26 protein-coding genes and 2 pseudogenes are annotated in these 20424 nt (G+C 39.3%); 5 read left to right on the top strand and 23 right to left on the bottom strand.

Translation table 11 applies throughout. From position 1 onward, the window contains the following. Window positions 1-9: 9 nt before the first annotated feature. Window positions 10-489, bottom strand: coding sequence for a copper chaperone PCu(A)C (locus tag CXF80_RS17160; RefSeq protein WP_101034135.1), 480 nt, complete (start codon window positions 487-489; stop codon window positions 10-12). Between the two features lie 35 nt (window positions 490-524). Between CXF80_RS17160 and CXF80_RS17155 the strand changes: the two genes are divergently transcribed. Further along, window positions 525-1262 (top strand): enoyl-CoA hydratase-related protein, encoded by a 738-nt coding sequence (locus tag CXF80_RS17155; RefSeq protein ID WP_101034134.1) that lies wholly within the window; start codon window positions 525-527, stop codon window positions 1260-1262. A gap of 68 nt (window positions 1263-1330) precedes the next feature. On the opposite strand, the gene CXF80_RS17150 is transcribed toward CXF80_RS17155, so the two are convergent. Together CXF80_RS17150 and CXF80_RS17145 are read right to left on the bottom strand one after the other, a co-directional pair. After that, window positions 1331-1531, bottom strand: a complete 201-nt coding sequence (locus CXF80_RS17150; protein WP_101034133.1) for a PspC domain-containing protein — start codon at window positions 1529-1531, stop codon at window positions 1331-1333. Between the two features lie 183 nt (window positions 1532-1714). Then, window positions 1715-2026 carry a hypothetical protein gene (locus CXF80_RS17145; RefSeq protein WP_101034132.1) on the bottom strand — a complete coding sequence of 104 codons (312 nt, stop codon included), beginning with the start codon at window positions 2024-2026 and terminating at the stop codon, window positions 1715-1717. Window positions 2027-2557: 531 nt separating this feature from the next. Here CXF80_RS17145 and CXF80_RS20810 point away from each other — a divergent pair. Further along, a pseudogene (locus CXF80_RS20810) lies at window positions 2558-2887 on the top strand (enoyl-CoA hydratase-related protein); the annotation flags it as partial. Between the two features lie 33 nt (window positions 2888-2920). Here CXF80_RS20810 and CXF80_RS17135 read toward each other — a convergent pair. Then, window positions 2921-3121, bottom strand: a complete 201-nt coding sequence (locus CXF80_RS17135) for a PspC domain-containing protein (RefSeq protein ID WP_101034131.1) — start codon at window positions 3119-3121, stop codon at window positions 2921-2923. Between the two features lie 183 nt (window positions 3122-3304). Then, window positions 3305-3616 carry a hypothetical protein gene (locus tag CXF80_RS17130; protein ID WP_101034132.1) on the bottom strand — a complete coding sequence of 104 codons (312 nt, stop codon included), beginning with the start codon at window positions 3614-3616 and terminating at the stop codon, window positions 3305-3307. A gap of 523 nt (window positions 3617-4139) precedes the next feature. On the opposite strand from CXF80_RS17130, the pseudogene CXF80_RS17120 reads away from it, so the two are divergent. Further along, window positions 4140-4459, top strand: a pseudogene (locus CXF80_RS17120) (enoyl-CoA hydratase-related protein); the annotation flags it as partial. 33 nt (window positions 4460-4492) lie between these two features. Here CXF80_RS17120 and CXF80_RS17115 read toward each other — a convergent pair. From CXF80_RS17115 to dusA, 4 genes are all read right to left on the bottom strand, one after another. Beyond that, window positions 4493-4693, bottom strand: a complete 201-nt coding sequence (locus CXF80_RS17115) for a PspC domain-containing protein (protein WP_101034131.1) — start codon at window positions 4691-4693, stop codon at window positions 4493-4495. A gap of 183 nt (window positions 4694-4876) precedes the next feature. Then, complete coding sequence (locus tag CXF80_RS20215) at window positions 4877-5020, bottom strand: hypothetical protein (protein WP_157822257.1); 144 nt, start codon at window positions 5018-5020, stop codon at window positions 4877-4879. Continuing rightward, window positions 5017-5178, bottom strand: coding sequence for a hypothetical protein (locus tag CXF80_RS20210; protein ID WP_157822256.1), 162 nt, complete (start codon window positions 5176-5178; stop codon window positions 5017-5019). The genes CXF80_RS20215 and CXF80_RS20210 overlap by 4 nt, the downstream gene beginning before the upstream one ends. A gap of 585 nt (window positions 5179-5763) precedes the next feature. Further along, window positions 5764-6804 (bottom strand): tRNA dihydrouridine(20/20a) synthase DusA, encoded by a 1041-nt coding sequence (gene dusA / locus CXF80_RS17110; RefSeq protein WP_101034805.1) that lies wholly within the window; start codon window positions 6802-6804, stop codon window positions 5764-5766. Window positions 6805-6902: 98 nt separating this feature from the next. Here dusA and CXF80_RS17105 point away from each other — a divergent pair, with 98 nt between their 5' ends. Next, window positions 6903-7964 (top strand): tyrosine-type recombinase/integrase, encoded by a 1062-nt coding sequence (locus CXF80_RS17105; protein ID WP_101034130.1) that lies wholly within the window; start codon window positions 6903-6905, stop codon window positions 7962-7964. On the opposite strand, the gene CXF80_RS17100 is transcribed toward CXF80_RS17105, so the two are convergent. From CXF80_RS17100 to CXF80_RS17080, 5 genes are all read right to left on the bottom strand, one after another. Next, window positions 7961-8614 (bottom strand): hypothetical protein, encoded by a 654-nt coding sequence (locus tag CXF80_RS17100; protein WP_101034129.1) that lies wholly within the window; start codon window positions 8612-8614, stop codon window positions 7961-7963. The two genes, CXF80_RS17105 and CXF80_RS17100, sit on opposite strands and share 4 nt — an antisense overlap. Window positions 8615-8647: 33 nt before the next feature. Further along, window positions 8648-8860: a hypothetical protein gene (locus CXF80_RS17095; RefSeq protein WP_101034128.1), complete on the bottom strand. Its 213-nt coding sequence runs from the start codon at window positions 8858-8860 to the stop codon at window positions 8648-8650. 32 nt (window positions 8861-8892) lie between these two features. After that, complete coding sequence (locus tag CXF80_RS17090) at window positions 8893-9510, bottom strand: hypothetical protein (protein ID WP_232772144.1); 618 nt, start codon at window positions 9508-9510, stop codon at window positions 8893-8895. A 111-nt stretch (window positions 9511-9621) separates the two neighbouring features. Further along, window positions 9622-10611: a hypothetical protein gene (locus tag CXF80_RS17085; protein ID WP_101034127.1), complete on the bottom strand. Its 990-nt coding sequence runs from the start codon at window positions 10609-10611 to the stop codon at window positions 9622-9624. A gap of 356 nt (window positions 10612-10967) precedes the next feature. Then, on the bottom strand, window positions 10968-11588 hold the full coding sequence (locus CXF80_RS17080; protein WP_157822255.1) for a DUF2971 domain-containing protein: 621 nt from the start codon (window positions 11586-11588) through the stop codon (window positions 10968-10970). A gap of 671 nt (window positions 11589-12259) precedes the next feature. Here CXF80_RS17080 and CXF80_RS17075 point away from each other — a divergent pair. Continuing rightward, complete coding sequence (locus CXF80_RS17075; protein ID WP_101034125.1) at window positions 12260-12847, top strand: Rha family transcriptional regulator; 588 nt, start codon at window positions 12260-12262, stop codon at window positions 12845-12847. Between the two features lie 134 nt (window positions 12848-12981). Here the strand turns inward: CXF80_RS17075 and CXF80_RS17070 are convergent, their stop codons facing one another. The 9 genes from CXF80_RS17070 to CXF80_RS17030 all read right to left on the bottom strand — a co-directional run bounded on the left by CXF80_RS17070 (window position 12982) and on the right by CXF80_RS17030 (window position 20348). Beyond that, complete coding sequence (locus CXF80_RS17070) at window positions 12982-13311, bottom strand: hypothetical protein (RefSeq protein WP_101034124.1); 330 nt, start codon at window positions 13309-13311, stop codon at window positions 12982-12984. A 431-nt stretch (window positions 13312-13742) separates the two neighbouring features. Further along, a complete protein-coding gene (locus CXF80_RS17065; RefSeq protein WP_157822254.1) occupies window positions 13743-14114 on the bottom strand; it encodes a hypothetical protein in 372 nt (123 codons plus the stop codon). Between the two features lie 47 nt (window positions 14115-14161). Continuing rightward, window positions 14162-14485, bottom strand: a complete 324-nt coding sequence (locus CXF80_RS17060; protein ID WP_101034122.1) for a hypothetical protein — start codon at window positions 14483-14485, stop codon at window positions 14162-14164. 417 nt (window positions 14486-14902) lie between these two features. Beyond that, a complete protein-coding gene (locus tag CXF80_RS17055) occupies window positions 14903-15307 on the bottom strand; it encodes a DUF2513 domain-containing protein (protein WP_101034121.1) in 405 nt (134 codons plus the stop codon). A 438-nt stretch (window positions 15308-15745) separates the two neighbouring features. After that, complete coding sequence (locus CXF80_RS17050) at window positions 15746-16723, bottom strand: DUF2971 domain-containing protein (protein ID WP_101034120.1); 978 nt, start codon at window positions 16721-16723, stop codon at window positions 15746-15748. A gap of 159 nt (window positions 16724-16882) precedes the next feature. Continuing rightward, window positions 16883-17653 (bottom strand): competence protein CoiA, encoded by a 771-nt coding sequence (locus CXF80_RS17045; protein ID WP_101034119.1) that lies wholly within the window; start codon window positions 17651-17653, stop codon window positions 16883-16885. A gap of 357 nt (window positions 17654-18010) precedes the next feature. Beyond that, complete coding sequence (locus tag CXF80_RS17040) at window positions 18011-18544, bottom strand: hypothetical protein (RefSeq protein ID WP_101034118.1); 534 nt, start codon at window positions 18542-18544, stop codon at window positions 18011-18013. A gap of 432 nt (window positions 18545-18976) precedes the next feature. Next, window positions 18977-19735, bottom strand: a complete 759-nt coding sequence (locus CXF80_RS17035; protein WP_101034117.1) for a hypothetical protein — start codon at window positions 19733-19735, stop codon at window positions 18977-18979. Window positions 19736-19850: 115 nt separating this feature from the next. Then, window positions 19851-20348, bottom strand: coding sequence for a hypothetical protein (locus CXF80_RS17030; RefSeq protein WP_101034116.1), 498 nt, complete (start codon window positions 20346-20348; stop codon window positions 19851-19853). Window positions 20349-20424: the final 76 nt, after the last annotated feature.

Raw genomic sequence — 20424 nt, 5'->3', positions numbered from 1 at the left:
TATTGCTCCTTAATTGTGGTGATGATGTTCATCATGTTGAGTCTCGGCTTTCTTAAGCACGGGAAGCTCAATCATAAGTTGCTGACCATCGTCAAAAATTAATGTTAAAGGCACTTTATCATCAATAGCCAATGGCGCGGTTAACGACAATAACATCACATGATCCCCGGTAGGTTGAAGCGTTAACGAACCGTGGGACGGTATAGTAAACCCTTCGACTTGGCGCATTTTAACCATGCCATCTTCTTCAATAATTGTATGTAACTGCGCTACTTTTGCCGCACTCGTCTTCACTTCAACTAACTTAACATCGCTGTTGTTATGATTTTCTAGCGTAAAATAAGCCGCGGTATTGGGCACACTCGCAGGCATTGCTCTGACATGACCATCAACCAACACAACGTTAGCGCTGGCTGCGAATGAAATTGATGATAGCACTAAAAAGTTAAACAGATGTTTGAATATTGCTTTCAATGTCTTAAACTCCATGTAATCCCACTCGCGTTCACAACAGGAAGCTACGAATGAGTCATATTCAGGTAAGAGATGATCAAGGCGTACGGATCATCAGTTTTAATCGTCCAGAAAAGCGCAATGCCTTTAATCTAGAAATGTATCAGCAATTCACAGAATACCTGATCCAAGGTGAAGCCGACAACGATATTCGTGCCTTTATGTTTCATGGTACAGAAAACTGTTTTACATCAGGCAATGATATCGCAGATTTCCTCAAGAGTGGTGAATTAGTCGAGGAGCATCCAACGGTTAAATTCTTGTTTTGCTTATTGGATCTTAAAAAACCGGTTGTGGCTGCTGTGACAGGGGCCGCGGTGGGAATTGGGACAACCTTGCTACTTCATTGCGACTTAGTGTATGCCGACAATAGTGCTAAATTTCAGATGCCATTTGTTAGTCTGGCCTTGGTTCCTGAAGCCGCATCAAGCTTATTGTTACCCTTAATCGTGGGCCAACAAAAAGCGGCTGAACTCATCTTACTCGGAGAAGCATTTAATGCTACGACAGCGGCAGAATTAAATATTATTAATAAAGTGGTCGATGATGCCGATTTATTGAGTTTCAGCTTAGCTCAAGCGAAAAAACTTGCTGCACAACCACCTCAGTCACTTCAAGCATCGAAACAGCTTTTACGCCATAATCAGGCACAAGTAAAAGCACAAATGAAGTTAGAATTAGTTCAGTTCTCTAAACGTTTACAAAGTGATGAAGCCAAACAACGCTTCCAAGCTTTCTTACAAAAATAAATATCCTACTCGATATAACCTGTCTACGGGGAAAGTCATGGCCCCGTTTACCCACTGCTGAGTAGACGTTAAAATCGAGTCGTTTTTTGACTCATCACTACGGCTATCACAAAGTAAGCTAACAGACCGATACTGGGGGTGCTTACAACGAGCCCTACTGTCACAACACGTGTCCAAAGTAATGACCAGCCGTATTGTTTAGCCAACTTAGCTGATACGCCACATACGATCCGAGTTTCATCTTGTAATCTATTGATTAAACGCTTCATATTATCCTCTCGTACTCAACCAGGTTTATCCTAGTCAGTAATGGTGTTCAGATTAAGCTTGGTCATTAATGCTTGGCCATAATAGCCAGCTGACTACTGTCGCACACAGTGCAAAACTGATCACTGGCAATAACAATAACGACATTAATGGCAGCACCAAAGCTATATTCATTGCCCAATCCATTACTTGTTCTCAGTGGTTAAGGTTGTTGTGGTTTGTGGTTGTTCAAAGCTAGCAAACTCTAGGGCTGAATTCATTTCAAATACCTGTTCAGCTATTTGAGTTTGCAACGACAACATTAACTCTTGTTTTACATTGGCAATCATTTGTTGGCTAGCTCGGGTCATAGTCTGCTCAAGCGTAGCAACCGTATTTGAGATTGAGATTTCATCAGCCTGAGCCGAAACACTGGCGGTAACGAGTAATGCTGCAGCAATTGATAATTGAACACTACGACGAATAACGTTAGTTGAAGTTAAAGTTAAAATAGACATAATGGAATCCTTTATTGTGCTGGTTGATGACAACTAAACACTCGTCTAGTTGATTATACAATAGGTATTACAAGTAGCATGCCAACTTTAAAAAAAATCAGTAACCCCATAATTAATATACTAAATTAATTAATTATCGTTCATATAAATGAACCAACCTCTCGAACAAAAAACCAACAGGTAGTAAAATTAACCATATCGTTAGTGAGAATGACCAGCCCTTTTGTTAACCCATGTAAAAAGGGAGAACAGCTGAAATAAATGGCCAGCTATCACTGGGGTGTTAAATGAATGAATGAATGAATGAGTGAATGAGTGAATGAGTGAATGAATGAGTGAATGAGTGAATGAGTCAACGTTTTAGCGAGTAAACACACTCATAATCTAACGGCGGGATGTCACAATTTGCTTTCGAGCTTAAGCCTTGTAACCATGCTTTCGCGCATCAATGGTAAAACACTGCAACCTTTACCACTCATAGATCTAATAAAGTCAGTTAAACATTGATGGCTGTCTTGGTCGTTAATCCCAATACGTGCCTTTATGCTTCATGGAACAGAAAACGGTTTTACATCAGGTAATGAGAAAGCAGATGTCCTCAAGAGTGGTCAATTAGTCGAGGGGCATCCAACAGTTACATTCTTGCTTTGCAAGAATGGGTCTTAAAAAACCGATTGTGTCTGCTGTGACGGGGCTGCTGTGGGAATGGGTACAACCTTGCTACTTTATTGCGACTTAGTGTATGCCGACAATAGGGCTAGATTTCAGATGCTATTTGTTACTCTGGTCTTGGTTCCTGAAGCCACATCAAGCTTATTGTTACCCTTAATCGTGGGCCAACAAAAAGCGGCTGAACTCATCTAACTCGGAGAAGTATTTAGTGCTGGGTAGACGTTAAAATCGAGTCGTTTTTTGACTCATCACTACGGCTATCACAAAGTAAGCTAACAAACCGATACTGGGATTACTGACAACGAGCCCTAGTGTCACAACACGCGTCCAAAGTAATGACCAGCCGTATTGTTTAGCCAACTTAGCTGATACGCCACATACGATCCGAGTTTCATCTTGTAATCTATTGATTAAACGCTTCATATTATCCTCTCGTACTCAACCAGGTTTATCCTAGTCAGTAATGGTGTTCAGATTAAGCTTGGTCATTAATGCTTGGCCATAATAGCCAGCTGACTACTGTCGCACACAGTGCAAAACTGATCACTGGCAATAACAATAACGACATTAATGGCAGCACCAAAGCTATATTCATTGCCCAATCCATTACTTGTTCTCAGTGGTTAAGGTTGTTGTGGTTTGTGGTTGTTCAAAGCTAGCAAACTCTAGGGCTGAATTCATTTCAAATACCTGTTCAGCTATTTGAGTTTGCAACGACAACATTAACTCTTGTTTTACATTGGCAATCATTTGTTGGCTAGCTCGGGTCATAGTCTGCTCAAGCGTAGCAACCGTATTTGAGATTGAGATTTCATCAGCCTGAGCCGAAACACTGGCGGTAACGAGTAATGCTGCAGCAATTGATAATTGAACACTACGACGAATAACGTTAGTTGAAGTTAAAGTTAAAATAGACATAATGGAATCCTTTATTGTGCTAGTTGATGACAACTAAACACTCGTCTAGTTGATTATACAATAGGTATTACAAGTAGCATGCCAACTTTAAAAAAATCAGTAACCCAATAATTAATAGACTAAATTAATTAATTGTCGTTCATATAAATGAACCAACCTCTCGAACAAAAAACCAACAGGTAGTAAAATTAACCATATCCTTAGTGAGAATGACCAGCCCTTTTGTTAACCCATGTAAAAAGGGTGAACAGCTGAAATAAATGGCCAGCTATCACCGGGGTGTTAAGTGAAATGACTGAGTGTATGAGTGAGTGAATGAGTCAACGTTTTAGCGGGTAAACACACTCATAATCTAACGGCGGGATGTCACAATTTGCTTTCGAGCTTAAGCCTTGTAACCATGCTTTCGCGCATCAATGGTAAAAACACTGCAACCTTTACCACTCATAGATCTAATAAAGTCAGTTAAACATTGATGGCTGTCTTGGTCGTTAATCCCAATACGTGCCTTTATGCTTCATGGTACATGGTACATGGTACAGAAAATGGCTTTACATCAGGTAATGAGAAAGCAGATGTCCTCAAGAGTGGTCAATTAGTCGAGGGGCATCCAACGGTTACATTCTTGCTTTGCTTATTGGGTCTAAAAAAAACGGTTGTGTCTGCTGTGACGGGGCTGCTGTGGGAATGGGTACAACCTTGCTACTTCATTGCGACTTAGTGTATGCCGACAATAGGGCTAGATTTCAGATGCCATTTGTTAGTCTGTCCTTGGTTCCTGAAGCCGCATCAAGCTTATTGTTACCCTTAATCGTGGGCCAACAAAAAGCGGCTGAACTCATCTAACTCGGAGAAGTATTTAGTGCTGGGTAGACGTTAAAATCGAGTCGTTTTTTGACTCATCACTACGGCTATCACAAAGTAAGCTAACAAACCGATACTGGGATTACTGACAACGAGCCCTAGTGTCACAACACGCGTCCAAAGTAATGACCAGCCGTATTGTTTAGCCAACTTAGCTGATACGCCACATACGATCCGAGTTTCATCTTGTAATCTATTGATTAAACGCTTCATATTATCCTCTCGTACTCAACCAGGTTTATCCTAGTCAGTAATGGTGTTCAGATTAAGCTTGGTCATTAATGCTTGGCCATAATAGCCAGCTGACTACTGTCGCACACAGTGCAAAACTGATCACTGGCAATAACAATAACGACATTAATGGCAGCACCAAAGCTATATTCATTGCCCAATCCATTACTTGTTCTCAGTGGTTAAGGTTGTTGTGGTTTGTGGTTGTTCAAAGCTAGCAAACTCTAGGGCTGAATTCATTTCAAATACCTGTTCAGCTATTTGAGTTTGCAACGACAACATTAACTCTTGTTTTACATTGGCAATCATTTACTAGCTTGGGTCATAGTCTGCTCAAGTGCAGCAACTGTATTAGCGGTTGACATTTCATCAGCCTGTGCCGAAACACTGGCGGTAACCAATAATGCTGCAGCAACTGATAACTGAACACTACGACGAATAACGTTAGTTGAAGTTAAAATAGACATAATGGAATCCTTTATTGTGCTGGTTGATGACAACTAAACACTCGTCTAGTTGATTATACAATAGGTATTACAAGCAGCGTGCCAACTTTAAAAAACAACAGTAACCTGCTAATTAATTGACTAAATTAATTAATTATCGTTAATATAAATGAACTAAAATATAGAACAAAAAACCAACAGGTAGTAAAAATCACCATCTAGTTAGTGAAAATGACCAGCGATTTTTATGCAGTATTATAGCAAGGCTAAAAAGTAGCAATAAATAGCGAAATATCACCGCCAACTGAGAGGCTGTAGCAGAGATTAGTGGTTAACTTGGTGACTGGGTTAGTGGTTGAAGTGTGAAAATGTCGGTGACTGTATTAGTGACTGTCTAGCTTATGGTATTAGACACTGTTGTTTAGCAGGCTTTATGGTTCCGCTAGCGATTCTAGCGAGAGACAAAACCAAAAAACGCCTAATAATAGGCGCTTTTTATATGCTAACAGCTGTTTTCAACATGTCTGTCTGGCCGTTTATTTCACGTCTTATTCACGACATAAGCTCGCGACATAATCTGGTGACATAACCTCTATATAACGAGAATTATATCAAAGTAGATTCGTCACTGGCGAGTGCTTTTGCATCGACAAATTCAGCGGCGTTAAGCACAACCCCAATATCAGCATTGGGCTTATGAGCATTCTCACTCAAATGCCGACGCCAGCCACGCGAACCTGGTAAGCCCTGAAATAAACCAATCATATGACGGGTAATATGATTTAAACGACCGCCTTGGGCTAAATGCGCTTCAATATAAGGTAACATTTGTTCTATCACTTGTTGGCGAGTAATCACCACTTTATCGATTGCGCACAACTGTTGATCTACTTGCGCCAACATATACGGGTTTTGATAAGCTTCACGCCCCACCATCACCCCGTCAAGCTGGGCTAAATGTAGCTTTGCTTCGTCTAACGTTTTAATGCCACCGTTAATGCTGATGTTCAACTGTGGATAATCGCGCTTTAATTGATACACCCGATCATAATCTAACGGCGGGATCTCACGATTCTCTTTCGGGCTTAAGCCTTGCAACCAGGCTTTACGCGCATGAATAGTAAAAGCACCACAACCTTTGGCACTGACGATATCAATAAAGTCGGTTAAAAATTGATAACTGTCTTGCTCATCAATCCCAATACGGGTTTTGACTGTAATCGGAATATCACTGACTTGTTTCATCGCATCAACGCATTGTGCAACTAACTCAGGCTCGGCCATTAAACACGCACCAAAGCGGCCATTTTGTACTCTATCAGACGGACAACCCACATTCAGGTTCACCTCATCATAACCACGCTCAGCAGCCAATTTGGCACACGCCGCTAAATCAACCGCGTTAGAGCCACCCAACTGTAACGCCAGTGGATGTTCTGCAGTGTTATAGGCTAAGTAGTCGCCCTTACCTTGCAATATGGCACCCGTGGTCACCATCTCGGTATACAGCAAGGCTTTGCTCGACATAAGGCGCGCAAAGTAACGATAGTGGCGATCCGTCCAATCCAGCATAGGCGCAATGGAAAAGGTGCGATCGAGTGTATCCTTTGGTGTATCTAGCTTATGCGTTGTATTCACTGAATTCATTAAGCTCACATTTTGGGTTATTTTCATACATTTTTGCACATTTTCAGGTAGTCAGGTATCCTGTGAGGTATCCAATAATATAGGACTGAGTACCCAAGATGGCCTATTTCGTAATAGATCAAAGAGCTCGTGCTGACGGCACAATACGCTACAAATGCACAGTACGGGTGAAGCAAAAAGGTAAGATAGTTTACAGTGATCACCGCACATTTTCAAAGTTAGCACCTGCTGAGTCTTGGGCTAAAAAAGAAGTGGGTAATCTGGAATCGAACGGGGTCCCAAATCCACAAGCTGGGGTTATTCCACTGCGTGAACTTATCGCTAAATATATTGATGATCCGCACATCACTTTTGGTCGCACAAAATTGTATGTACTGCAGCTCCTGGCCGATAGTGATATTGGCAAAATAAATATTATTGATATTCGATCCCATCATATTGTTGACCACTGCAAAAATAGAATACAAGCAGGGGCAGGTCCATCGACTGTAGCTCATGATGTCAGTTACTTGCGTTGGTGTTTAAAAATGGCTAAACCAAGTTATGGGTATCCGGTTACAGAACTCCCTGTAATTGAATCCTATGAACTGTTACATAGCCAAAACCTTATTGGTAAATCTCAACGGCGTTCTAGAAGACCCACATCAAATGAGATTGAAAGGTTAAAGGTTGGCCTTAACGAACGCGCAAGTAAAAGAGCTGCCCATATTCCTTATGTCGATTTACTCGACTTTTCTATTTTAAGTTGCATGCGTGTTGGTGAGGTATGCCGCATAAGATGGGATGATGTTGATGAAGCACAAAAAGCTGTGACTGTTCGTGACCGAAAAGACCCGCGCAAAAAGGCCGGTAATCACATGCTGGTGCCGCTATTGGGTGGGGCGTGGGAGCTTTTACAAAAACAACCGCGTAAAGATGACAGGGTATTTCCCTATAATGAAAGGTCTGTGTCTGCCGGATTTCAACGAGTTAGAACTGAATTAGCTATTGGAGATTTGCGTTACCATGATTTACGGCGTGAAGGTGCTAGCCGGTTATTTGAAAAGGGTTATTCGATTGACGAAGTTGCCCAAGTTACTGGCCACCGGAACATTAATACACTGTGGCAAGTATACACTGAGCTTTTTCCAAAACGATTGCATGACAAAGATATCAGCTAGCTGGTAGCCATTGAATTAGTATTTTTAAATGTAAACCTTAAAACAACTCTTTCAAAAAACGACATATTGAGTATGTGTAAGGCGTTATTAATTATCAATAACGCTTCATTATAACGCTGAATAAGATAACGATCATACTCAACAAGAAGACCTGACAACTCCCACTCAATCGATTTTTTAGATTCACCTCTTATTTTCAATTGCAAGAATTGTCGATTTTCAACCATTATATTTAACTGACTGTTAATAGCATCGATATCAGATAAATTATTCCATAAATTTTCAACTTCAAATCTTGAAAAGCTAGCATTTGAAAATATTAGATTAGCTCCTGATGTTTGAAATGTGAAAAGAGGGGTTAAAATAAATGTTCGATTATTTGTCATCCCTTCAATTTCATGTCCTAAAAGGCCTAAATTACTATGACACATCAGCTGATTGTTTTTTAGCGAAAATGTCATTACACCTCTAACTCTTCGATTAGTTTCAATTTGTTTAACTACAGATGAAAAAAAACCAACTATTAAAGTCAATAATACGGCGAAGATAGCACCAATAACTGCACCAGCAATAACTGGTATCATTTCTGGAGTGTTTAGAAATACAATGATTGAACTTACAAGCTCTTTTAATGATTCAGTAATAGACAATTTTTAATCCTTTAAAAAATATGAATGAGTAGTCTAAACCTCTATCTCTACAAACGCTAATGTGGGTGCAGTTCCTAGCACCCTGCCGTCTTGAACGTAAATGTGATCGCCAACGCTGCCAGAACCTATTACCCGTTGGGTGTGGTTACTGGCAGTGCTGGCGGTGACGGTGCCATCGGTATTAACTGTGTTAATCGTCATGATCACCCGCGGGGCGCTTAGGCTTTGTTGTAACTGCTTTAACATTATCCCTCCTTATAAATTGCTGATACAACAGGTTATGCTACATGCCGAACGACAGTGATGGTTTGCTCGATATCAATGTCGCCGGTGTCGCTAACCGATGCGCTAATCGTCACTGAATCGCACGTACCTTTGAACACATCAACACCTTCACGAATACCAATCAACATACCAGGTGTTGCGGGCAGTAAGTCGCCCATGATGGGTAAACTCATATTGATATTAAGCTTATTGCCCGTGTCGGCCAGTGCGTTGGTACCGGCTGTTCGGGCGGCTTGGTTATCAACTATCAGTTGAGCGTTGATGTCATCGGCGGCGATATTGCCTGCAGTGCCAGCGCGTTTTACTTTTGCGCTAATGCCCTGCTGCTCACCACGCAGCCAAACCACGTTGCACTCGGGGCTAATTTCTTTTGACTCGCTGTAACTGGTGATCACCGCATCGTGCACAGTTAAGTCTGGTGTTACGCCATCCATTAACCACGGCACGGTTGGCCAACGAGGCACCACAGTTAATGCTTTGGTTTCGTCATTAGATAACAACATGCAACCCAATTGGGCTACGGCCTGTTGCACGGCATCGATGGGCGATTTATTGCCGACACTAAACGCGCCTGCAGGTACGTTAAAATCAACTATGCCATTTGATGCCACGGGCTCACCAGCGCCCAAGCCGCAGCTGTTTTTGTGGTAATGTGCAGCGTAACGAAATCCACAAAACGGCTACGGTTTGGGCATCTGCGTGGAGCCGTTTGTTATAACTGTTTACGACTTTCCTTGACTTTTTACTTCCGACTTCATAGCTTTTGCGAAGTGAGTCATTGTTTCCAGAGCTTCTTTTGCAAAACTAACATCTCCATTTTTTAGGAGATAGGATTCTGGCCATTTGATATCATCTTCGAGAACTTTAAGCATCGCTTTATATTTTGAATCTTTATCATCACAATCCCCTCCCAGACTTTTAATTGCCAAGTAAGACAACATATATTTATCAAATATTGATTTCACCTTTATATGGTATGTAGAAGTGTCAACAAAGTGTCGATATTGCTTTAAAAACCATGCAGACAAGAACTCTAGAAATACAAAAAGCAGTGAACAAGATACGATCCCATATATATACTGCTCTTTAAACTCGGTAAACCAAGAAAGCACTTGCCATAGTATTATTGAAATAATAAAAAATGTAATTCCACCTTTAGAGTATGCAGTACCTTTATCAAGTAAAATAGATGCTTTTTTGTCTGCGGTATGCGCTTGCTCAATAAGAACATTTCTTATTTCTTTGAAATAGTTTTCAAATGAATCAAATGCATCTGCACTATCGCTGGATTTATTTTCAACGATTTCTAACACCATTTTTTCAATTTGTTCGGGCGTTAGACTCTCGGACTGAGACTTGATAGATTTGATTTCATTTAAAACTCTTTTTTCGAAGCCTTTGGATTCGCTATACCGATTTTCATCGACATCCACAAACCTTTCATCTCTTCGCTTCCTCTGAATTTTGCTTATTTCCGAATACGAAAGAATTAGGCCAAAACATGCTAGTATCACACCTAATACCGTAGGCGCCTGACTCTTCAATAGATAAGAAATATCAAAACCCTGCTTGATAGCAAAGGGGATGCCTAGACCTAAATACACGAGCATTATTCCGCCCAATGCCTTAGGGTTAAAAAACAAGCTCGCAAATAATGGTTTCTCTAAACGCCCCGTTTTTTCAGAGCTTTCTTCCTGTTCAATTTCCGACACTACGATATTCCTCTGAAGTTATAACGTTTTAGTATTTATGCGTTGCGCGGTTTGCGACGCATAAATCGCTTGTTGGACTTGGCCGATGCCGAGTCCAGCTTAATTAGTACGCTTTATGCTATAGGAATTTGCTTTTTTTGATGCTGTATCTGGGCTGTAGAGCAGTTTTGAACTGATTATGTGGCTTGGTTTGTACTTGTTTCATTAAAATTCCCTTGTCATAGTGGTGTTCCATCACATTTTTAAAATCTAACTGATTCAATGAGGATAATACACTCGATTGAGTCACTATCTTAACTCCGTGCTGCGACTTAGTTCAACGTGAAGCTAAGGGGCGCAGTTTACTGCGTCCATTTTTAAGTCTCTTGTATGGCATATAGAACCTCTTTAGTCTCAAGTGCAAACTCTGTACTTTTAGTAGAAAACTGAAACAGAGGTATATGATTGGTATGCTTTTTTAGAACTTCGATGATTTGTTTCTTAAATTCTTCACTTGCTTTAACTCCAAGGTAAACACCTAAAATACAGTCCTCTGGAATTGAGTTTAAGGTAATTGGTTGTCCCCACTTATCATTTCCAATGTTGACTGCGGAGTCAGGTGTATCCTGAAGAAACAGCCTCTCCTCTTCTTCGTAGGCCCAATCAACAGCTTTCTCCAAAACTACTTGCTTCAAAACATCCTCTTTACTACAACACGACATTTTAGCACCATTAAAGTTTGCACGAATACGCCGATACCTAACGGCCTGAGCAGTTGAAAAGAATGAATGATTGCGGTCAAAAGCTAAAACATAGCCCTCATGAGAAGCTGAGTAGTGTGACCACATAAGTAAATTTGCATTATTTCTAGATAAAGAAACAAACTTAAAACCGTTATCGCCACGTTTGTGATCTACGAATGCATTTACATCCCCTAATCTCATTAGGGACTCATATGGATCATTCAGTGATACTACTGAAGTAAAACGAATTTTCATATTTTCCAAAACATCAATACGTTCTGGCGGTAAGTATTTAAAAAGGCAGTCCTTCATGAATCAAGAGGTTTCCATATATGGTTAATAGCGTCTTAGCGTGAATCCGATAAACATTCACAGAATACCAATCAAAATCCAGCGTCAACATTGCTTTATTTATCAATAATTTTAGTAACTTATCAGTTTAAATATCTCGAATCAATCACTCTTTAGTCTAGGCGAAAGCGGAAATCTAAATAACCGCTGATTATTGCCCATATTTTTCTAAGTTTTTAAAACGCATACGCTTTGCTTTAGGCAGCAGAAATCCGTGTGATCAAAGGTTCTAGATTTCACAATGTTAGCTTTATAAAATGGGTGAATGGTTATCGATGACTCACTTAACTGATAACTCATAAGTAAAATTGACAAGTGCACCTGAGTGGGGCGATACTGTCTGGGCATTGGCAAAATCCAATGCCGGGATTAGCCTCTCGCAATTCACAGGCGCAATTGTCGCCAGCCCAGTGCTGGTTTTTTATTGCGTGATTCAGCGCACCTCTACTATGGTGGGCTGGATGGGAGCACTTCGGTGCGCCGCTTCCTGTGAGCGGTAAGGCTAATCCTGTTCAGCTCATCACCCAAGTTTAGCCTTCTTGGTTGATGAATCTCACGATCACAGGAGTTTCATTATGTCTGCATTAACAAATCAAAATCATCCTGCGCAACTCGTTTTTATTAACGGCAAACAAACCATTACCAACTCACAGGTTGTGGCCAATTATTTTGGCAAACGGCATGCCGATGTTTTACGTAAACTAGACTACATAATGCAAGATGCACCAAGGCAATTTGTATCAACGAATTTTTGCGTTAATACGATAAACGTTGAGCTTGGAGCTGATCGTAGTCGTCAATCTAAAATCTACGAAATGACCAAAGACGGTTTTATGTTTTTAGTCATGGGGTTTACCGGTGCCAAAGCTGCTGAACTCAAGATCAACTTCATTAATGCTTTTAATGAAACCCAAAAACGACTTAGCCGCACTCAACATCCGTTTGAGCATCAGCGCATGATGTTTACATGGGAAGGCGGCAAAATAGTGAGTTCGCAACCTATACATGATGACCAGTTTGTCACCAGCAGCGATAAATTAGTGCAGTACATGCGCGAACCACGCTTTTTATCACTTGAGCAATTGCTAGAAATTAGTGAGGCCGCAAACCAACAGATTGCGACATTAGCAAGATTGGCAGATAAACAAGCCCGTTTACGATAAAACCACCGCTAAACGCCCATAAAAATGGCTACATCAAGTAGCCATTTTTTGTGTGAAAACTTCATAGGGTATAACGCTACAAGAATAGGCGTGCGTTGGTGCCTCCTATTACTTGCTTTGGTAATTGCATATTACTATTTGGGCTTCGTAAACAACACTAACAACCCTAGAATAATGTCGCCAAATACCCAAAAACCCATAATCATACTAGTGCCTATAGTAGCACCGATTGCTGCACCAGCTTGAGCTGCTTCACTCTCGGAAGCTGAAACAATCTCTCCCATCGAACCAAAGTAAGAGAACAACCAAAATGCCATAAGAGCGTTGAATAATATAAATGTCCACTTGAATAGCTTACCAAAAAAGCCTCTCTTTGGTTTGCGGATTTGAAAACCACACCCTATACATTTAAGGGCAGTATCGCTTACCTGCACTTCACATTCAGGGCAATTTACCAATGCCATATTCATTTTCCTTTATAGTTATGACTAATCGATTTGAGCGGTTAACGTTTTAGTATTTGTGCGTTGCGCTGTTTGCAAGGCATAAATCGCTTGTTGGACTTGGCCGATGCCGAGTGCAGGATAATTGGTACGCTTTATGCTATAGGAATTTGCTTTTTTTGATGCTGGCTCTGGACTGCAAAGCAATATTGAATTGATTTACATCGAGTAGTGGGTAAGTTTTTCATTGAAATTCCTTTTCATCGTATTTCCTATCATACATCTTTAAGCTTGGCTGATTCAATGAGGGTTATACACTAAATTGAAGCCTCTGCTGGCTCCGCGCAGCGGCTTAGTTCAACGCCTAAATAACAGGCTAAGTAATGGTTGGCTAAAATTGTGTAGCGAAGCGAAACATAGCCAACTGTTACGTGTCCTTGTTGATTTTCTAGTTATGTTTCTGGTTTCCACTTTATAAATTTCTCGCCAGGAAAAACCTTACGAGAAGCAGCTATCAATTCATCATATATTTCAACAATACTTTTATCTGCTTCTCCTAAATGAAAATAGATGGTTTTAGCACTGCCGATTGAGCCTTCGAACAACCTTTCGCCGAGCACATTAGCAAAATCAGTTATCACGATGCTTTTACCATTGAGGTTAAGCCTGCTCAAAGCTGGCTGTACTTCATTAACATAAAACTCATTACGTAATTCAATTGATTTAAAAGCTTGTTCGAATCGCTCTTGTTCGATTACTAAATTCATAACTAATTGGGGATATTCTTCAAGTAAAAAACCTAACTCGTCGTAATTATACTTCAAGTCCTCATAACATGGAGGTTTCATAGGTGGTAGTTGAAATGCTCTATCTAAATCAGAACTATATTTAGACAATTCTCTATTAATATTTTAATTGCATGGATCTGCCTTACACATACAAAAATAGCTTTGTTCATAGCCATTTTTTCTTTTGTATGCTTTTTTTCATCGTCTTTTTTGGATTTTAACTTGAAGGCAGCAAATGCACCTACAAAAGCGCCAATCAAGACAGTTAAGCCTTTAAATAAATAGTCAAAATTTGCGGGTAGAACCTTATTCTCAATAGCTAGCGAAGATAAGTACCAAAGATTTAGAAGTAAAAGAGCTAACACTACTCCTAAGAACTCTGGTAAATAGTCATTGTATTTTTTCAAGTGCAACCCTTTATGAAGAAAAATAACGTTTTAGTATTTATGCGTTGCGCTGTTTGCAGGGCATAAATTGCTTGTTGGACTTGGCCGATGCCGAGTCCAGATTAATTGGTACGCTTTATGCGATAGGAATTTACTTTTTTTGATGCTGGCTATGGGCTACAGAGCAGTTTAGAGTCAATTAATATCGAGTAGTAGGTAAGTTTTTCATTAAAATCCCTTTTCATAGTATCCTTTTATCATACATCTTTGCACCTAGCCGATTCAAGGAAGGTTATACACTCAATTGAAGCCTCATTAGACTCCGCGCAGCGGCTTAGTTCAACGCCTCATTCAGAGGCTAAAAATTGTTGCCTAAAATAGCGAGGCACGAGCAGTGTCCAGCTGTTTTTAGTCCTTTGCAATGACTTGTTATGACTATTAATCATCCAAGAGTTTAGTTGCCTGTTTAACTGCAATTTTTTTAGCTATATCTATAACAGCAGAAAGACCTTCCTTTTGGAAGTTATCTTTAATGGTGCTTAAAATATTTGGTTTACTTAAAGCTGCAGCAAAATCATGACCATCGGAGGTAATTCGCCACGGCATTCCAGAAGTGAATTCATAATAATTATTTGTATCATCGTACCCGAGTTCTATTCCCATTTTTCCATGAGAAAATGCACCAGTTATAAGGTTCTTTTCCTCCATTATAATTATGTGATGTGCTAACTTCTGCGCATCTTTTTCATATAAATCAGGAAAGGAATCAACAGTAACCGTGCTTTTCTCTGACTCAACAAATATAGTTAAAACTTCATTTATCAATTCATAATCTAATTTCATAGTTATCTCAAGACTTGTGGATACTCATAACGTTTTAGTATTTATGCGTTGTTCTGTTTGCAACGCATAAATCGCTTGTTGGACTTGGCCGATGCCTAGTTCATCAGGTTAATTGGTACGCTTTATGCCATAAGGATTTGATTTTTTTGATGCTGGCTCGGGGCTACAAAGCAGCTCTGGGTCAATTGATATCGAGTAGTGGGTAAGTTTTCATTGAAATTCTCTTGTCATTGTAGTGTTCCATCTCAGTTTTTAAGTTTAACTGATTCAATGAGGATAATATACTCGATTGACTCCTCATTTGGCTCCGCGCAGCGGCTTAGTTCAACGCCTTAATAACTGGCGCGTAGGTTGGCGTTGTTTTTGCGCTTTTTTATTTTGCAAAAACGATGACAACCGTTATGCGTCTAGTTAATTAACTTGTTGGCTTTACTGTAATCATTCGTAAATATTACCGATTATTGGTTTAAACAATAATTTATATTCGTCCTTATCCATTTCAGCTTTGAACACATTGCATAGATCTCCGGTTAATAGATTCGAATATTGATTCATAATTGACAATGTATCATAGCTGTCATTCTTTAGCTGCGATATGAAATCATCATGATCTGCTTGGCAACCAAGAAATATTCGTCCAATGTGACTACCACTTACACCTGGAACACCACTATTTAGACGAATGAAAAACATAGTTTCATTTATATTTGATTGAAGCCATAATTTTGAAATTAATTCTATATTTTCTGTAGAAATAATTTCTAATGCAGCGGGATTTAACTCGTAAAATTTATATCCAGTATCTCTTGGGTTAAGGCAAGTAATTGACGAAGAATAACTCGCTAAAATTTTTTTAGCTTTATTGCAGCCTACTTCGTTAAATAGTATTCTGTTAATCCAAATCATAGGAGTAATGAACCTGTATTCATCCTCCAACTCCCATTGTTGTGCCTTTGTGAAATAGTAGTGATGATTTATCTTATCTAAATTTATTTCGGACTCAATTTGCTCAAACCTTCTAACCAGTTTATACGAAACTTTATCAAATATAAAATCTTGATAATTAAAAGGCGGTGAATTAGGCCCTGTACTGTTAATAAAGAGTGATTGAGGATTTTCGTCATCTATATAAATTTCTACTACAGCTCCCCTATGGTTTTCTGCATAATGTGACCACATCAAGATGTTATCATTTGATGTTGTAAGTGAAATGATCCCATGAAGTTTTGCAAATTCTTCAAGTTTAATCCCAAATTCTTTTGAGTCACTTTTAAAATTTAGCGCCTCAATATCACTTGAACTGAATCCAAACTCAAAAGGGTCATTTTGACAATTGCTAGGAGTCACTCTTAAGCAAGGATCATTCAGAAACTTTATAAGTGTTGAGTACGACATGTACTTGTAAAAGGTTTTCATTTAATCCTTCAATTTTTGTGTGAAATGTTGACGATTTGCATTAAAAGCCTAACGCCTCGTTCACCGGCGAGTAAGTTGGTACTATTTTTGCCGCTTTTTCTTTTTGCAAAAACCGCGACAACTGTATCAAGTCCGCGTGCAACTACTTGATAGGCATTTTTACCACCACTTTCTGAGCTTATCATTGTAAACCCTACAATTTGGAACATGAACTGTACCGCGAGTCCATGCTTGTTTATAGGATGGATTAAAGTCAGTGGCCAAGTTTAAGTATGTACCTATAGATGGTGTTTTATAGCGTTTAGATGATTTATAGTAACCGCCTGCTGATTGTTCTTCACCACATTCATTGTACCAACTTGATGATTCTACATAATTTTGATACTCAGAGAAATGGACAGGTGCAATAGTTAAGTCTGCAACCCAATAGTACACACGACCAAAATATGTAGCGTGACACCACTTTTCCCATGCTTTGGGATTGTACTTTTCTTCGCCTAGATTTTTATTGAATAGAGCCAACCACAAAACATGAATTCCTAGTTTTTCATATGCAGAGGTGCGCGCGGTTATTTCATTTACACTTAACTTACTTCTCTGTATTTCAATAGCAACTGGTACATTGTTTATTAAGCAATATACATCGGCTATGACCGAACCAAAATCAGCTTCAACTTCTAAATTTGTAACGTGGCTGCATTTTGATAGTGAATTGTAAATGGATTCTTTGCACTTACGGTGAACATCTGACTCACCGTCTCCTCTTTCGCAATTATACGGAGGTTTGTGCGCGAAATGATGTACTTTAATCCTTCCTTTTCGGAGAACAAGCTCGTGCTTACATCCAGGGCAATTGAATGGCCCTTGCTCTTTTTCGCTATTGCTTGCGAATACTTTGAGATTGTCTTGAACTCTTACTCCACAGAGCATGACCGCTCTCCCGTTTAGATGCCTAACGTTTTAGTATTTGTGCGTTGCGCTGTTTGCATGGCACAGACTGCTTGTTGGACTTGGCTGGTGCCGAGTCCAGGTTAATGGGTACGCTTTACGCTATAGGAATTTGCTTTTTTTGATGCAGACTCTGGACTGTAGAGCAGTTTTGAACTGATTATGTAGCTTGATTTGTACGTGTCTCATTGAAATTCCCTTGTCATTATGGTGTTCCATCACATCTTTTTAATACTAGCTGATCCAATGTGAATAATATACTCGATTGAGTCAGCATTTGGCTCCGCGCGGCCTATCCTATTAGTTATATTTTTATTCTCGCATAAATACTAAATATGCTTATTGGGTTTTGAGTACATCAAAGCGCTTAATTGCGAAGCTTAATATCTTGTCTAAGTCCCATTCAGTTTGTTCCCAACCGTGTGCGTCCTTAAAAACATTCCATTTGATTATCCCTGAACCAACTGACACAGCACTCCCAACTCTAGAGGGAAAATAGTATATTGCATCAGTTCGTTGACCTGCTGAAGAAATCATAGCTTTGAGAGCTTGTTTTACATCTCCTTGCTGAAAGCAAAGTGAAAAATCAACAATCATGTTTTCTTTTGGTATAAATGTAACCATGTGCCCATAAGACTGATGACCATTAAGGTTTACATCACCAACCATATGGAATTCATCTTTAGTGGAATCTGGATAAACTAGAGCACAGGCTTCTACCGGGTAAGATTCAATACCGAATAAGTTTAATAATTTCGAAGAAAATACCGATAAAGGGATACAGTTATTAAAGTTTCCAAGGGTAGATTCAACCTTGCTCTTGGATGAATCATCTATAATTTCATTAATAATAAGTTGTAAAAGTTGTTCCATAACGATTAGTTTAAACCTCCAAACTAGGTAATAACAAAAAAACATAACGTTTTAGTATTTGTGCATTGCGCCGTTTGCATGGCACAAATCGCTTGTTGGACTTGGCCGATGCCGAGTCCAGGTTAATTGGTACGCTTTGCGCTATAGGAATTTGCTTTTTTTGATGCAGGCTCTGGACTGTAGAGCAGTTTTGAACTGGTAACATGGCTTGGTTTGTACGTGTTTCATTGAAATTCCCTTGTCATAATGGTGTTCCATCACATCTTTTTTAAATCTAGCTGATTCAATGAGGTTAATACACTCGATTGAATCAGCATTTGGCTCCGCGCAGCGGCTTAGTTCAACGCCTCATTAAGAGGCAAAAAATAGCTGGTTAAAATGTGGAGAACAACGGAACCTAACAAACTGTTTTTGTTCCGTTTAAAGCGCTTGTTAGTTGCGCATACTCTCGATTTTAGTTTTTTCTTTTTCTAGACGCTCTTTTTTGAAGTTTTCATTTTTTAATCGAAGAAACGCATCAGGATTAAGTTGGCAATGATAGTGGTGATGATCTTTAGCTAATTGTTCTTTTTCTTTGGCTAGATCTTTATCTGATTTTTTCTTACGACCCCATAGTTTCCTGCCTTTATTAAATGCAACATACCAACTATAAGCCAGCGCTATTAATGAAACAATAGGATTAGACCAACCAAGAAATGCTATCAGAGCAGGTATAACGCAAGCCCACAATGTTAAAACAAGCAAAAGTAGCTTTCTTCCTTTAACTTCTATTTTTTGTTTAGCTACAACCTCTTCATATGTAGAATAATTTAACCCAGAGTAAATTTTAGCTAAACTCTCTTTTGAAAGGTCTATATCAGGCTCTTCAGCTTTAGGATACTCATCCCAATGTAAAATTACTTTCCCAAGTTTAGGGTAGCCTAGCAAAAAACTATGACCTATTTTATCTTTAGTTCGCCACTCTTCATCTGTTTTATTATCGATCATCAACATAATAGGAGCTGGATATTTTAGAGCCCAATATTCCAGTTCTGATTCTGCTATGTTTTTGATATTACCTGAGAGCTTTGTGTCATAAATGTTGACGCTTAATATCGCAAACTCTTGACCAGTAAAAACAGGATTATACTCGACGTAAAAGCCATTTCTTTTTTCTTCTATTTTTTCGTACTTAATCCAAGGATTTATCATATGGACTCAATTGATTGACGAGCAACTAACGTTTTAGTATTTGTGCGTTGCGCCGTTTGCATGGAACAAACACCAACTGTTTGTTGTCCCTGTTAAATTGCTTGTTGGTATACTTTTAATATGACTCTCGTAATACTCTACCTAATTTATCGCTAATTTTTTCATATAGGTTTATATACTCTACACGATATGCTCCTGCATCGAACTCATTATTAGCGAGCTGACTTTTAGTTGCGACATCTTTAAATTCAGTTAATTTATTTCGTAATTCATCATTTGAAATCCGCTGAATAAGAATTGCTGTTTTAGAATTTAATTCTAGCAATTGATCGCTTAACTCATCGGATAATGCATACTGTCCCCAATTACCAGACTCTTTAAAATTTTTGTTGTCTGCGCGATATGCTAATGCACTAGCTCTCAAGTAATTTCGAATTTCAAATTGTAACTCGAGTAATGTTTCTCTTTGAAATGCTCTAGCGCGTTCCTCTCTATCTTGGATTTTAGAGTTTTGTGAAATTCTAAAGGTGTTCCAATTAGTTATCGCTGTAGTAGCAATACTTGCTGTTGCACCGACGACAGTACCAACAAATCCCCAAGTCATTGCATCCATAGTAGCTCCTTGTGCCGCGTGTATGCCAAATGCTTTTGTAACGGGCAGACTGTGGCGAAGCCACGCTTAAGGCTGT

Source organism: Shewanella sp. Actino-trap-3 (assembly GCF_002836275.1).
Lineage (GTDB): Bacteria > Pseudomonadota > Gammaproteobacteria > Enterobacterales > Shewanellaceae > Shewanella > Shewanella psychromarinicola.
Note: the sequence above shows the minus strand (reverse complement) of the source record. Positions and strands in the feature narration are given on the sequence as shown.